Genomic DNA, 13,662 nt, shown 5'->3' on the forward strand with positions numbered 1-13,662 from the left:
GGGGGATTTTTATGACAGTAAAACAGATTTCCGTATTTGTGGAAAATAAACCGGGTATGCTGGCAGAGCTGGCAAATGCGCTGAATGAGAATAAGATCAATATGAGGGCATTGTCTCTGGCCGAGACAAAGGATTTCGGTATTATCCGCCTGATCCTGGATGATCCCTTCAATGCAGTCAGAGTATTGAAAGACTGCGGATATGTATGCTCCATCACAAAGGTACTGGCAATCGCCATTTCCAATCAACCGGGAAGCCTTGGAAAAGTCATGCAGATCCTGGGAGACAACCAGATCAATGTGGAATACACTTATGCCTTCACCGCAGGCGTGAAAGACAAGGCATGCATGATCTTAAGGGTAGGGGACAATGAAAAAGCCATTGAAGCCCTGACGAAAAATGGTGTAAAACCTCTCTGCCAGGACGATCTGGATGAGCTGTACAGATAAAAAAGTCTGCTGCACCCGGAAACTGTCTGCATAGGACATGCTTCTGCGAAAAAAAGATGCCGCTGAATCACCGAAAAAGTGATCAGCGGCATTCTTTCTATACTTCCACAAGCATTCCCTGTACCTTGTCGTACCGGCAGTATTTTCCGTTTTCTGATATGAACGGAAAATAATCCCCGGTGCGGATATTCTTTATGTACACGATCTTGGTGGCTTTCATATAGACAAAGGAAAATCTTTCGTTAGGTGAGGAAATCCATTCAAAGAGATTCTGTTTCCCATCCTCAGCCAGTACAAGGGAGTAACCGCCCTCACAGGCATCCAGATGGAAATAGCTCCTCTTCTGTTCACTGTCCTCTGTAAATACATGGCCGTAAATATAATCGGAAAATGTATTTTCTACAAATTTTCGGAAACTTTTGAGATTTAAAACATCTCCGGAAGCCTCCACAGTAATTCTGTCGCCCCGTTCCAGACGCGCACGGAAAATCCCCAGAATTTCAACGGCCTGGTTTAAAAAAGAAATACTGCTGTACTCCAGTGATTCCAACAAAGTATCGGTTACTTCCTTTGACAGGACAGGAGATTCCTTGGCCTGTGTATACAATTCATCTGGTGTCATAACGTTACCCTCCACTACATGTTTTTAACTACCTAAATTTATTATAATATAGAGGTTGAGAAAGTCAAGGTGAAAAGAATTATTTGTATACTTGTGTTATGGGTATAATATTTGTTAAAATAAAAGAAACAGCCAGCGCGGCATCTGTGGGCTGACAGAATCAGAGGCGGGAAGTGACAGGCATGAAACAGATTTTCAGAAGTATGTGGAGAGCAGTAAAAAAGAATATGGTCAGTCTTTTGCTTTTTGAGACAGGTTACAGAACGGCTTCCTTTCTGCTGGTAATGCATGCTGTCTCCGCTGCGGTCGATTACTCTTTGAAAGCGCAGAACTTCAGTTATCTGACGGCTGAAAACTATCTGAAATTTCTTGCAAGCCCCCTGTCTGTTGTGCTGCTTCTGGGGATTCTGATACTTATCTTACTGCTGTTTCTTATAGAGATTTCCGCCCTTTTATCCTGTTTCAGGCATTCCTACCAGGGACGGAAAATTTATACCAGCGACATGCTCATTGAGGGTGTGAAACGGTCCTGGGATTTTCTGAAAAACAGCCATGTATCCTGGTTCTGGTGTATTATTCTGGCCGCCCCCTTTTTGTCCATATATTTTCTTATCCGGGAAATTTCCTATATCAGAGTCCTGGAATTTACGGCCAGACAGATTTATAAAATAGTCAGTCCCCACTGGATTTTATACGGTCTTATAGGAATTATACTTCTCTTCTCCTTCTTATTCATCTTTTCTCTGCCCTATTGCCTTTTGGAAGAGCAGAAGAGTCGGAAGGGAATGAAAGACGGCCTGAAACTGCTGAAAAGGCAGTGGAAAAAGACGCTTCTGGGATTTGTCCTGCTTCATATTGGAATGCTGGTGTTTATTGCCCTGGTCTATGTGTTGGTGCTGGCAGGCATGACGGGCATCGCCATGCTGACAAAATCCGGTTCTTCGGTAGTCAGCTCAGTGCTCATATACAGCAGTTGGATCGACATGGGGCTTGGAATCTTTGCCGGTGCGGTGCAGTTGATCTGCAGCCTGGCATTTGTGTACGTGGTATATGCCAGATTTCATGTGCAGCCCCGGACAGAGGCTGCCATGGAAGCCATTATCCGTAACCATATCTGGTTTTCAAAAGTGGGCAGGCGGAAGATTGCAGCAGCCCTTACCCTGCTGCTGCTTCTGGGAGAGGGGACGTATCTTGTAGTCCTGGCCTCCTCGCACGACAGCGCGGTGAACAGCCTCCTCACCACCATGGGCGTCACGGCTCACCGGGGAGGCGCGCTGATGGCACCGGAGAATACCATAAGTTCTCTGGGATACACCATAGACAGCGGCGCAGACTTCGCGGAGATTGACGTGCAGGAGACAAAGGACGGGGAATTGGTGCTGCTTCATGACAATTCCCTGAAGCGGACAGCCGGTGTCAATAAAAATGTGTGGGAGATGGACTATGCGGAGATAGAGAAACTGGATGCCGGTTCCAGTTTCCACAAAAAGTTCCGGGGTGAAAAAATCCCCACACTGGACGAGGTTTTAAAATTTTGTAAAGGAAGACTGGACTTAAATATAGAGATTAAGTATAATGGTAAAAATAAGGGCATTGTAAAAAAAGTGGTCAGGGTCATTGAACAGAATGGATTTGAGGACCACTGTGTCATAACTTCCATGAATTACGGATTTCTGCAGCAGGTGAAAAAGGCAAACCCCAATATCCGTACCGGCTACATCATGACAATGACTTACGGAAGTATTTCACGGATCACAGCGGCAGATTTTTTCAGTGTGAAATACACATACATTGATGAAGAATTTGTCAGGGAGGCCCATTCCTTAGGTAAAGAAGTCCATGCCTGGACCGTCAATTACCGCGGTGACATCAAGCGGATGATCGATGTGGGAGCAGACAATATCATCACTGATAATCCGGTGCTGGTGCGTAAGGTAATGAACCGGGAAAGTGAGACGGAGACTGGCTTCTGGGAGCTTATGAAGTATGCCCTGAGAATATAAGACAGCTCAAGCGGAGGAAACAGATGGCATTAAATATGGCTAAAAAAGCCGGAACAGCGAAAAAGAGAAAAAGAGGCCAGCCTGTAGGCAGGTTTGCAAACAGAGTGCGCTACTATGATTTTAATCTGGTGGCAGTGGTACTGCTTCTCACCTGCTTCGGTCTGGTAATGCTTTACAGTACCAGTTCCTATCTGGCACAGGTAAAGAGGGGCAGTGACATGGCTTACTTTGGGAAACAGGCACTCATCAGCGCAGTCAGCATAGGATTCGCGCTGTGGCTGTCAAGGTTTGACTATCATGTGCTGTTTCACCTGTCACCCTTTATCTATGTGGCGGCCATGTTTTTAATGTGTCTGGTGCCTACACCTCTGGGTGTTACGGTCAACGGTGCGAAGCGGTGGCTGAAGTTCGGCCCGTCGTGGACACAGTTCCAGCCTTCTGAGATTGCGAAGATAGCTGTTATCACCTTCATTCCCTGTCTGATCATCAAGATAGGGCGGAAGATAAAGCAGTGGCAGTCCATGGTACTGCTTCTGGCGGTGGGCGGCGTGCTGGCCCTGGGCGCTTTCCTCTTGACAGATAACCTGAGTACAGGTATTATAATCGGAGCTATCACTGTACTGCTGATCTTTATGGCGCATCCCAAAATGAAACCGTTTCTCATCGGAGGAGCCATACTGGGCGGTGTGCTGGTGACTGTGATCGTCATCCTGCATATGACGCTGGGAAGCGGTGTGGGAAACATTGAGGATTTCCGTCTCCGCCGTATTATGGTGTGGCTGCAGCCTGAGCATTATTCCAAGGACGGCGGCTATCAAATTATGCAGGCACTGTATGCCATCGGTTCCGGAGGATTTTTCGGAAAAGGGCTGGGCAACAGTGTGCAGAAGCTGGGGCCTGTTCCGGAGGCACAGAATGATATGATCTTCTCGATCATCTGTGAGGAGCTGGGAGTGTTTGGGGGGATGATCGTACTGGCATTGTTCGGATATCTTTTATACAGGCTGTTTTTTATTGCGCAGAATGCGCCGGACCTGTACGGTTCCATGATTGTGAGCGGAATCTTCTTCCACATTGCCCTTCAGGTCATCTTGAATATCTGCGTAGTCATCAACCTGATTCCCACCACCGGAATCACACTGCCGTTTGTCAGTTACGGAGGTACATCCATTCTCTTTCTTATGATAGAAATGGGAATTGCTCTGAGCGTATCAAAACAGATAAAGTTTGAAACCTAGGAGTACCCGGCAAAATCCTATCGCAAAGGTGAGGACACATGGATTTTGACTTTGATCGCAAGACATGAACGGCTGCACATAGAAAAGGGTTGACAAATGGTGGTAAAGAAGATATACTTTGGTCATCAAAGTATTTCAAAAAAATCAAATCAGAAAAACAAATTCACAAGATGGATTTGAATAAGATGTATTTTAAAGGAGAATAAGAAATCATGTTAGAAAAAATGAGAGAAATCATTGCAGAGCAGTTAAATTGTGAAGAAAGCGAAATCAATCCGGAAACAAATTTCAAGGATGATTTAGGAGCAGATTCTCTGGATTTATTCGAACTGGTTATGGCACTTGAGGATGAGTATTCTGTAGAAATTCCTGCTGAGGAATTACAGGAGCTGACAACTGTGGGCGCTGTTATGGATTATCTGAAAAATAAAGGCGTTGAAGAATAATAACTGTTCAGCCGGTCTGTGCATGTAACTGCGAAGAGATTGGACAGTTACATCAGATAGGTCCACACTCTGAGAAGTTTCGAGTGTGGATGGAAACAAAGAAAGTGCAGATGAATGGAATCTGCCGCGGCGGTTGCCACTGCCATGGCAGGTTCTATTTTTTAAAATAATTACTTTGAAATACAAAATATTCTACAGCCAAAGGAGTTTGGGACGATATGGGAAAAACAGCATTTATATTTCCGGGCCAGGGAGCACAGTATGTGGGAATGGGCCAGGATTTTTACGATACAATGCCTGTCTGCAGACAGGTGATGGATAAAGCCGGTGAAATTACCGGTCTGGATATTCCGAAAATATGTTTTACAGAAAATGAGGAGATCCATATTACTGAGTATACACAGATTGCCATGCTGAGTGTGGAGGCAGCCATATTAAAGGCGCTTGAGCAGGAGGGTCTTGTGCCTGACGTGAGCGCGGGTCTGAGCCTGGGCGAGTACGGAGCCTGCATCGCTTCGGGGGTGCTCTCTTTGGAGGATGCATTCTTTGTTGTGCGCAAGCGCGGAATTTTCATGCAGGAGGCTGTTCCGTCAGGCGGCGCCATGTCCGCAGTCATGGGAACAGATGCGACAGTGATCGAACAGGCCTGTCAGGAGACAGAAGGCATTGTCTCCATAGCCAACTATAACTGCCCGGGACAGATCGTCATTACCGGGGAGGAGAGGGCAGTGGCAGAGGCTTCCGAAAAACTAAAAGAGCTGGGTGCCAGAAGAATCGTTCCCCTGAACGTGTCAGGGCCGTTTCATTCTGCCATGCTGACAGGAGCCGGGGAAAAGCTGGCAGAAGTTCTGGAACATGTGACAGTCGGGGAGCCAAAGATTCCCTACGCTGCCAACGTGACTGCTCAGTATGTGACAGAGGCCTCCCAGGCAAAGGATTTGCTGATCAGACAGGTATCCTCCTCCGTGAAATGGCAGCAGTGTGTGGAGACAATGATCGCGGACGGAGTGGACACTTTCGTGGAAATCGGACCCGGAAAGACACTGAGCGGATTCATGCGGAAGATCTGCCGCGATGTGAAGATGCTGAACATCCAGACAACGGAAGATTTCACAAAAGCAGTGGAAACACTGAAAAAACAGAGTACAGAAGCATAAGCGAGATGTAAATAACCGGAAAAGTGAGGGAATATAGTATGTTGGAAAATAAAGTAGCCTTAGTCACCGGAGCGAGCCGCGGCATCGGCAGAGCCATTGCCATTGCCCTTGCGGCGCAGGGAGCCGCCGTGGTGATCAATTATAACGGTTCAGAAGAACGCGCCCGGGAAACAGCCGACGCCATCAAGAGCCGGGGCGGCCGGGCATCTCTGTACCGGTGCAGCGTCGGAGACTTTCAGGCCTGCCAGGAGATGATCCAGCACGTGATCAAAGAATACGGGCATCTGGACATACTCGTAAACAATGCGGGGATCACAAGAGACAGCCTGATCATGAAAATGAAGGAAGAGGATTTTGACGCGGTCATTGAGACGAACCTGAAAGGCGCTTTCAATACCATCCGCCATGTTTCACGCCAGATGTTAAAGCAGAGAAGCGGAAAGATCATCAATATATCATCTGTGTCCGGAATCCTGGGGAACGCGGGCCAGGCGAATTACGCGGCCAGCAAGGCAGGTGTCATCGGGCTTACAAAGACCATGGCAAGAGAACTGGCAAGCAGAGGGATCACAGTCAACGCAGTGGCACCCGGTTTTGTGGCAACGGAGATGACAGATGTACTCAGCGAGGAGATCAAAGAGGCAGCCTGCAGTCAGATTCCGCTTGGAAAATTCGGAAAGCCGGAAGATATTGCTGAGATGGTGGTATTTCTGGCATCAGAAAAAGCAGATTACATTACCGGCCAGGTCATCAGTGTAGACGGCGGTATGAACATATAGGAGGATTTCATGAAAAGAGTAGTAGTGACAGGGATGGGGGCCATTACCCCGCTGGGATTAAATGTGGATGAATTCTGGAATGGCATAAAGGAAGGAAAGCACGGGTTTGGGGAGATCACCAAATTCGATGCTTCCGAATATAAGGCACACCTTGCAGGGGAAGTAAAAGGCTTCGTGGGCAAAGATTACATGGATGTGAAAGCGGCAAAACGTATGGAGCTGTTCTGCCAGTACGCAGTGGCTGCAGCAAAAGAGGCCATTGCCCAGTCAGGATATTCCCTGGAAGAAGAGGACCCGTACAGAGTGGGATGCTCTATTGGTTCCGGCATCGGAAGTCTGCAGACTGTTGAGAGAGAGCACAAGAAACTGCTGGAAAAGGGACCGAACCGTGTGAATCCCCTTATGGTTCCCATGATGATCTCCAATATGGCAGCAGGAAATGTGTCCATCCAGTTCGGTTTAAAGGGAAAGAGCATCAATGTGGTGACAGCCTGCGCGTCCGGCACACATTGTATCGGTGAAGCTTACAGAACCATTCAGTTCGGTGATGCGGATATTATGGTGGCAGGCGGCGCGGAGTCCTGTATTACCCCGGTGGGTGTCAGCGGTTTTGCGGCTCTGACTGCCCTTTCAAAATCTACAGACCCGGAACGCTGCTCCATTCCTTTTGACAAAGAGAGAGACGGATTTGTCATGGGAGAAGGCGCAGGTATTGTTGTTCTGGAGGAGCTGGAGCACGCAAAGAAACGCGGCGCAAAGATCCTGGCTGAGGTTGTGGGATACGGCGCAACCAGTGATGCCTACCACATCACCTCTCCGGCTGAGGACGGGGAAGGTGCGGCGAGAGCCATGAAGAATGCTGTGGATGAGGCCGATATCTCCCTGGAAGATGTGACTTACATCAATGCCCACGGCACCAGCACACACCACAACGACCTGTTTGAGACAAGAGCCATCAAGAAGCTGTTCGGGGAACATGCATATAAAATGAAAGTGAATTCCACAAAATCCATGATCGGACACCTGCTGGGAGCAGCAGGAGCCGTGGAATTTATCGCCTGTGTGAAAGAGATGGAACATAATTTCGTACACGTAACCGCAGGATACCAGGTACCGGACGAGGAGTGCGACCTGGATTATGTGACAGGAAACGGTGTGGAGATGGAAATCCCCTATGCACTTACCAACTCACTGGGCTTTGGCGGACACAATGCCAGCCTGTTGATCAAAAAGTACGAAGACTAGGAGGCCGCATATGGAATTTGATAAGATCATTCAGTTAATCAAGACAGTCAGTGACTCAAACCTGACCCAGTTTTCTATGGAGGAGGGCAGTCTGAAAATCTCCATGAAGACCAACAAACAGACCAAGATCATTGCAGCACCCATGATGGCACCTGCTCCCGGACCGGATATGGGCCCGGCAGCAGGCAGCCCTGCAATGCAGAACTTCCAGGCACAGGCAGGCCCGGCCCAGACAGAGGTTACATTCCAGGAAGCTGAGGAGACCATCCTCTCCGGAAATGTGGTGAAATCCCCGCTGGTAGGCACTTTTTATAATGCGTCCTCACCGGATGCGGAGGCATTTGTAAAAGTCGGAGATACTGTAAAAAAAGGCCAGGTTCTTGGAATCGTGGAAGCCATGAAGCTGATGAATGAGATTGAGTCTGAATTTGACGGAACCGTGGAACAGATTCTGGTGGAGAATGAAGAAGTTGTAGAGTACGGACAGCCCCTGTTCGTAATCCGTTAGGAGGCGTAGATATGAAACTGAACACAAAGGAAATTATGGAGATTATCCCTCACAGACAGCCGTTTCTGCTGATTGACACTATTGAGGAGCTGGAACCCGGTGTCCGCGCGGTAGGGAAAAAGTGTGTGAGCTACAATGAACCGTACTTTGCAGGACATTTCCCGAAGGAACCGGTCATGCCCGGCGTGCTTCAGCTTGAGGCCCTGGCTCAGGTAGGTGCAGTGGCAATTCTGAGCAAACCGGAGAATAAGGGAAAGACAGCGTATTTCGGAGGCATCAGCTCCGCAAAATTCAAGACAAAAGTAGTGCCGGGTGATGTACTGACCCTGGAGCTGGAGATCATCAGGGAAAAAGGGCCTATCGGCGTGGGAAAAGCAGTTGCCAGGAATCAGGACGGCAAAATAACCACATCCGCTGAGATGACATTTGCAATCGGATAGGAGATCGGATATGTTTCAGAAGATATTAATCGCAAACAGAGGAGAAATTGCAGTCCGCATCATCCGTGCCTGCAGAGAGATGGGAATTAAGACGGTGGCAGTCTATTCAGAGGCGGACAGGGATGCCCTTCACGCGCAGCTTGCGGATGAGGCGGTCTGCATTGGCCCGGCGGCTGCACAGGAGAGCTATCTGAACATGGAGCGCATCTTAAGCGCCACCATCGCCACAAAGGCGGAAGCCATCCATCCGGGATTCGGCTTTTTGTCTGAGAACAGCAAGTTTGTGGAGATGTGTGAAAAATGCAATGTGACCTTTATCGGCCCCTCCGCAGCAGTCATCAACAAGATGGGGAATAAATCAGAGGCCAGAAGGACTATGATGGAGGCAGGCGTCCCTGTGGTCCCCGGCACCAAAGAGCCGGTGTACACTGTGGAGGAAGCACTGAAGGAAGCAGAAAAGATAGGCTTTCCCATAATGATCAAGGCATCCTCAGGCGGCGGCGGTAAAGGCATGCGCATATCTGAGAGCAGAGAAGACTTTGAAGAAAATTTCAGTACGGCCCAGAGGGAGTCTGTCAATGCATTTGCTGACAATACCATGTATCTGGAACGTTACGTGGGCAGGCCGCGCCACATCGAAGTACAGATCATCGCAGACCGGTTCGGTCAGGTGGTACAGTTAGGGGAGCGTGACTGCTCCATCCAGCGCCGCCATCAGAAAATGATCGAGGAGTCCCCTTCCTGTGCCATCTCAGAAGAGCTTCGCAGGAAAATGGGGGAGACAGCGGTGCGTGCCGCAAAAGCAGTAGGTTACGAGAGTGCCGGGACCATAGAGTTTCTGCTTGACAAAAGCGGTGAATTTTTCTTCATGGAAATGAATACCAGAATTCAGGTGGAGCATCCGGTAACGGAATTTGTCTCCGGCGTGGACCTGGTGAAGGAGCAGATCCGGGTGGCGGCGGGACTTCCCCTGTCTGTGAAGCAGGAAGATATCTGCATGAGAGGCCATGCCATTGAGTGCAGGATCAACGCGGAGAACCCGGCAAAGAATTTCATGCCCTGTCCCGGCGTGATTGAGAATCTGCATGTCCCAGGCGGAAACGGTGTCCGCATTGACACAGCGGTGTATAACGGCTATCAGATACCGCCAAACTATGATTCCATGATCATGAAGGTCATTGTCCACGACAAGGACAGAGCGTCTGCCATTGCGAAAATGAGGAGTACGCTGGGTGAAGTGATCATTGAAGGGGTGCAGACAAACCTGGATTTCCAATATGATATATTGAACCAGAAGGATTTTCTGGATGGGAATGTGACTACACATTTTATAGAAGAGCATTACGAGTAACCGTTTAGGCATCTGAACAGTTATCATTACGAGTAAGGAGCAGGCAGATATGTCCAGATTAAAGGATTTATTCAAGAAGACTACCAATGTACAGGAGCCGGAGACCGAGGAGAGTAAAGTGCCCGGGGAAGAGACACCAGGCAGTGAAAACACCCCCTCCGTCCCGGAAGGTTTATGGGTCAAATGTCCCAAATGCGGGGAACTCCTCTACAAGGAAGACGTTGTAAAAAATGATTATGTATGTCCGAAATGCAAGGGATATTTCCGGATCAAGGCCAAGACCAGAATCCGTATGGTCGCGGACAAGGGATCTTTCCAGGAATGGTGTACAGGGCTTCATACCTTTAATCCCCTGGACTATCCGGAGTATGAGGAGAAGATCGCAAAACAGCAGGAAAAGACACACCTGGAAGAGGCTATCCGCATTGGTGAGGCCAGGATTGACGGCACCAGGGTGGTGCTGGGTGTCTGCGACGCCCGTTTTCTCATGGGGAGCATGGGATACGTGGTGGGGGAGAAGATCACCCGCTCCTTTGAGCGGGCCACAGAGGAAAAACTGCCGGTTATCCTGTTCTGCTGTTCCGGCGGTGCCAGAATGCAGGAGGGCATGGTATCCCTGATGCAGATGGCAAAGACTTCCGCAGCCATTAAAAGGCACAGTGAGGCAGGGCTTCTCTATATTCCTGTGCTCACAGACCCCACCACAGGCGGGGTGACAGCCAGCTTTGCCATGCTGGGAGATATTATCCTGGCCGAGCCGGGAGCGCTGATCGGTTTTGCCGGCCCGAGAGTTATTGCGCAGACCATTGGACAGAAGCTGCCGGAAGGGTTCCAGAAAGCGGAATTTCTGGTAGAGCACGGCATTATTGACGGAATCGTCACAAGGAACCTGTTGAAAAAAACCTTATCAGGGCTTGTGAAGTTTCATGAAAGAAAGAACGGCTACTGCCAGTTCACCAGGATTACTCTGCCGGAAATGGCGGAGGAAGGGGAGAAGAAACGCAGACGCAGAAACCGGGATAAGAACATGACTGCCTGGGAGCGTGTGGAGACGGCAAGGGATTCCAAACGCCCCACCAGCCTTGACTATATAGAGACTGTTTTTGAAGAATTTATGGAACTGCACGGAGACCGGGCATTTCGGGATGACGGTGCCATTGTGGGAGGTCTGGCTGTGCTGGACGGGCAGCCGGTGACCGTGATCGGTGTGCAGAAGGGGAGAAATACCAAGGATAACATTTTAAGAAACTTCGGCATGCCCTCCCCGGAAGGCTACCGAAAAGCCCTGCGCCTTATGAAGCAGGCAGAAAAATTCAACCGGCCTGTCATCAATTTCATTGACACCCCGGGTGCATTCTGCGGCATCGAGGCAGAGGAGAGAGGGCAGGGGGAGGCTATAGCCAGAAACCTGCTGGAAATGTCTGACCTGAAGGTGCCTGTGCTGAGTATCGTTATCGGCGAAGGCGGAAGCGGCGGTGCGCTGGCCCTGGGTGTGGGCAATGAGGTCTGGATGATGGAAAATGCCACATATTCTGTGCTCTCACCGGAGGGATTTGCCTCCATTCTCTGGAAGGACAGCAAGAGGGCAAAAGAAGCGGCAGAGGTCATGAAGATCACAGCCAGGGATTTGAAGAATCTGGGAATCATCGAACATGTGATACCGGAGGATATTCCTGCCTGTGCCCAGAACCTGCCGGAGATTGCCGAGGATATGAAAAACCGTATGCACCAGTTCCTTTCAGAGATGGAAGGAAAGACACCGGAAGAGCTGGCGGCCCTCCGGTATAAGCGATTCAGAAAAATGTGAGCCAGAAAGAGTTAGAGTATGAGAAAACCATTGATGATAGGTGATTTGACAGCTAAGATACCTGTGATACAGGGCGGCATGGGAGTGGGGATCAGCCTTTCCCGTCTGGCGGGCAGTGTGGCTGCCTGCGGCGGTGTAGGCGTCATATCCACCGCGCAGATCGGCTGGCGGGAGCCGGATTTTCGGGAACATCCCTTTGAGGCCAACTACAGAGCCATAGGGAAAGAGCTCCAAAAGGCCAGGGAGATCGCAGAGGGCGGCATTATCGGCGTGAACATTATGGTAGCTACCCAGAGATATGAGGAATATGTGAAAACTGCGGTGAAGGCAGGCGTGGATCTGATCATCTCAGGCGCCGGACTGCCCATTGACCTTCCGAAATATGTGGAGGGCACGAAGACAAAGATCGCCCCTATTGTATCCTCCCTGAAGTCCCTGAACGTCATCTGCCGTATGTGGGAGAGAAAGTATAAGAAGGCACCGGATCTGGTGGTCATTGAAGGACCAAAGGCAGGAGGCCATCTGGGATTTTCCAGGGAAGAGCTGGATACCTTTACAGATGAGTCTTATGACGGCGTGATTCGCTCCATTATTGAAACGGTAAAGGAATACGGGGAAAAGTTCAGCAAAAAGATTCCTGTGGTAGTGGCAGGCGGCATTTATGACAGAGCCGATATGGACCATGCGCTTTCGCTGGGCGCAGACGGAGTACAGATGGGGACCCGGTTCGTGACGACAGAGGAGTGCGACGCCGCGCCGGAATACAAACAGGCATACATCCGGGCTGAAAAAGAGGATATCTGTATTGTGCAGAGTCCTGTGGGAATGCCGGGAAGAGCGATCAAAAATGCTTTTATGGACAGGGTGAAGACGGAAAAGTGCAGAATCGAACACTGCTATCACTGCATCGTCACCTGCAGGCCCGCAGAGATACCGTATTGTATCACACAGGCACTGGTGAATGCAGCGGAGGGAAGAGTGGAGGACGCGCTTCTGTTCTGCGGCTCCAATGCCTGCCGCTCCCATAAGATTGAAAAAGTGGAAGATATCATGAAAGAGCTTGGCTGAAATGAGAAGGTGCCGGGATAAGAAATGAAAAAGGAAAGCTGCTGATATCTGCGGGAAACCGCGGAGAGGGCAGCTTTTTTGTGTTTTAAGAGGCCCGGCCGAATGATTCGACCGGGCCTCCCTAAAAGAGGATTTATTTTATGAAGGCTTTACATGTTGACCTTCATTTTATATTTTTTCTCCTGATATCTGCTTCCCTGTTCTCTGCCTTCGGTGTGCTCATTTACAGTCCCGGTGTTTTGGACACTGTGGAAATCATTCAGATGTGCACTGCCGAATTCTTCTTCCATCCAGATGTGGCGGAAGTTCTTTTTCTGCTGAATAGCCTGGCAGAATCTGCCGATCACAAAAATGGTTTTATCCCGTAACCCCGTTTCTGTTGTGCGTCTGGAAGAACGAAGCCAGTATTCCATCAAAGTCCAGCAGACTAACAGGAATCCAGCGGCAAAAATTAAAGTGACTATCAATCTTTCCAACATTATGAACACCCCTTTCCACGTTTTACTTGTTATCTTTATATTAATTCTTTTGATAAAAATAGTCAATGAT

At 49.3% G+C, this 13,662-nt stretch carries 14 protein-coding genes; 12 read left to right on the top strand and 2 right to left on the bottom strand.

From position 1 onward, the window contains the following. Positions 1–11 precede the first annotated feature (11 nt). Positions 12–449: an ACT domain-containing protein gene (locus WMO65_RS06775; protein ID WP_033142228.1), complete on the top strand. Its 438-nt coding sequence runs from the start codon at positions 12–14 to the stop codon at positions 447–449. A 97-nt stretch (positions 450–546) separates the two neighbouring features. On the opposite strand, the gene WMO65_RS06780 is transcribed toward WMO65_RS06775, so the two are convergent. Next, positions 547–1,071, bottom strand: a complete 525-nt coding sequence (locus WMO65_RS06780) for a hypothetical protein (RefSeq protein ID WP_033142227.1) — start codon at positions 1,069–1,071, stop codon at positions 547–549. 182 nt (positions 1,072–1,253) lie between these two features. Between WMO65_RS06780 and WMO65_RS06785 the strand changes: the two genes are divergently transcribed. From WMO65_RS06785 to WMO65_RS06835, 11 genes are all read left to right on the top strand, one after another. Continuing rightward, positions 1,254–3,074 (top strand): glycerophosphodiester phosphodiesterase, encoded by a 1,821-nt coding sequence (locus WMO65_RS06785; protein WP_148393005.1) that lies wholly within the window; start codon positions 1,254–1,256, stop codon positions 3,072–3,074. A 23-nt stretch (positions 3,075–3,097) separates the two neighbouring features. Further along, entirely contained in the window at positions 3,098–4,312 is a 1,215-nt protein-coding gene (locus tag WMO65_RS06790) for an FtsW/RodA/SpoVE family cell cycle protein (protein WP_181014481.1), read from the top strand. Positions 4,313–4,524: 212 nt separating this feature from the next. Beyond that, a complete protein-coding gene (acpP, locus tag WMO65_RS06795) occupies positions 4,525–4,758 on the top strand; it encodes an acyl carrier protein (protein ID WP_033142225.1) in 234 nt (77 codons plus the stop codon). Between the two features lie 218 nt (positions 4,759–4,976). Continuing rightward, a complete protein-coding gene (gene fabD, locus WMO65_RS06800) occupies positions 4,977–5,915 on the top strand; it encodes an ACP S-malonyltransferase (protein WP_148393004.1) in 939 nt (312 codons plus the stop codon). A gap of 38 nt (positions 5,916–5,953) precedes the next feature. Then, positions 5,954–6,694 carry a 3-oxoacyl-[acyl-carrier-protein] reductase gene (gene fabG, locus WMO65_RS06805; protein ID WP_148393003.1) on the top strand — a complete coding sequence of 247 codons (741 nt, stop codon included), beginning with the start codon at positions 5,954–5,956 and terminating at the stop codon, positions 6,692–6,694. 9 nt (positions 6,695–6,703) lie between these two features. Then, positions 6,704–7,939: a beta-ketoacyl-ACP synthase II gene (gene fabF, locus WMO65_RS06810; protein WP_148393002.1), complete on the top strand. Its 1,236-nt coding sequence runs from the start codon at positions 6,704–6,706 to the stop codon at positions 7,937–7,939. Positions 7,940–7,949: 10 nt separating this feature from the next. After that, positions 7,950–8,447 (top strand): acetyl-CoA carboxylase biotin carboxyl carrier protein, encoded by a 498-nt coding sequence (accB, locus tag WMO65_RS06815; RefSeq protein ID WP_033142221.1) that lies wholly within the window; start codon positions 7,950–7,952, stop codon positions 8,445–8,447. 11 nt (positions 8,448–8,458) lie between these two features. Continuing rightward, positions 8,459–8,887, top strand: coding sequence for a 3-hydroxyacyl-ACP dehydratase FabZ (gene fabZ, locus WMO65_RS06820; protein WP_033142220.1), 429 nt, complete (start codon positions 8,459–8,461; stop codon positions 8,885–8,887). A 10-nt stretch (positions 8,888–8,897) separates the two neighbouring features. Then, positions 8,898–10,238, top strand: coding sequence for an acetyl-CoA carboxylase biotin carboxylase subunit (locus tag WMO65_RS06825; protein WP_033142219.1), 1,341 nt, complete (start codon positions 8,898–8,900; stop codon positions 10,236–10,238). A 49-nt stretch (positions 10,239–10,287) separates the two neighbouring features. After that, positions 10,288–12,045, top strand: a complete 1,758-nt coding sequence (locus tag WMO65_RS06830) for an acetyl-CoA carboxylase carboxyltransferase subunit alpha (RefSeq protein WP_187370627.1) — start codon at positions 10,288–10,290, stop codon at positions 12,043–12,045. Between the two features lie 18 nt (positions 12,046–12,063). Then, complete coding sequence (locus WMO65_RS06835) at positions 12,064–13,113, top strand: NAD(P)H-dependent flavin oxidoreductase (protein WP_148393001.1); 1,050 nt, start codon at positions 12,064–12,066, stop codon at positions 13,111–13,113. Between the two features lie 149 nt (positions 13,114–13,262). Here the strand turns inward: WMO65_RS06835 and WMO65_RS06840 are convergent, their stop codons facing one another. Further along, positions 13,263–13,592, bottom strand: coding sequence for a hypothetical protein (locus WMO65_RS06840; protein ID WP_033141218.1), 330 nt, complete (start codon positions 13,590–13,592; stop codon positions 13,263–13,265). Positions 13,593–13,662: the final 70 nt, after the last annotated feature.

Source organism: Blautia caccae (assembly GCF_040095955.1).
GTDB classification, from domain to species: Bacteria; Bacillota; Clostridia; order Lachnospirales; family Lachnospiraceae; genus Blautia; species Blautia celeris.

Coding starts and splice junctions, on each gene's coding strand:
- WMO65_RS06775 (WP_033142228.1), top strand. CDS start 12: ATGACAGTAAAACAGATTTCCGTATTTGTGGAAAATAAACCGGGTATG.
- WMO65_RS06780 (WP_033142227.1), bottom strand. CDS start 1,071: ATGACACCAGATGAATTGTATACACAGGCCAAGGAATCTCCTGTCCTG.
- WMO65_RS06785 (WP_148393005.1), top strand. CDS start 1,254: ATGAAACAGATTTTCAGAAGTATGTGGAGAGCAGTAAAAAAGAATATG.
- WMO65_RS06790 (WP_181014481.1), top strand. CDS start 3,098: ATGGCATTAAATATGGCTAAAAAAGCCGGAACAGCGAAAAAGAGAAAA.
- acpP (WP_033142225.1), top strand. CDS start 4,525: ATGTTAGAAAAAATGAGAGAAATCATTGCAGAGCAGTTAAATTGTGAA.
- fabD (WP_148393004.1), top strand. CDS start 4,977: ATGGGAAAAACAGCATTTATATTTCCGGGCCAGGGAGCACAGTATGTG.
- fabG (WP_148393003.1), top strand. CDS start 5,954: ATGTTGGAAAATAAAGTAGCCTTAGTCACCGGAGCGAGCCGCGGCATC.
- fabF (WP_148393002.1), top strand. CDS start 6,704: ATGAAAAGAGTAGTAGTGACAGGGATGGGGGCCATTACCCCGCTGGGA.
- accB (WP_033142221.1), top strand. CDS start 7,950: ATGGAATTTGATAAGATCATTCAGTTAATCAAGACAGTCAGTGACTCA.
- fabZ (WP_033142220.1), top strand. CDS start 8,459: ATGAAACTGAACACAAAGGAAATTATGGAGATTATCCCTCACAGACAG.
- WMO65_RS06825 (WP_033142219.1), top strand. CDS start 8,898: ATGTTTCAGAAGATATTAATCGCAAACAGAGGAGAAATTGCAGTCCGC.
- WMO65_RS06830 (WP_187370627.1), top strand. CDS start 10,288: ATGTCCAGATTAAAGGATTTATTCAAGAAGACTACCAATGTACAGGAG.
- WMO65_RS06835 (WP_148393001.1), top strand. CDS start 12,064: ATGAGAAAACCATTGATGATAGGTGATTTGACAGCTAAGATACCTGTG.
- WMO65_RS06840 (WP_033141218.1), bottom strand. CDS start 13,592: ATGTTGGAAAGATTGATAGTCACTTTAATTTTTGCCGCTGGATTCCTG.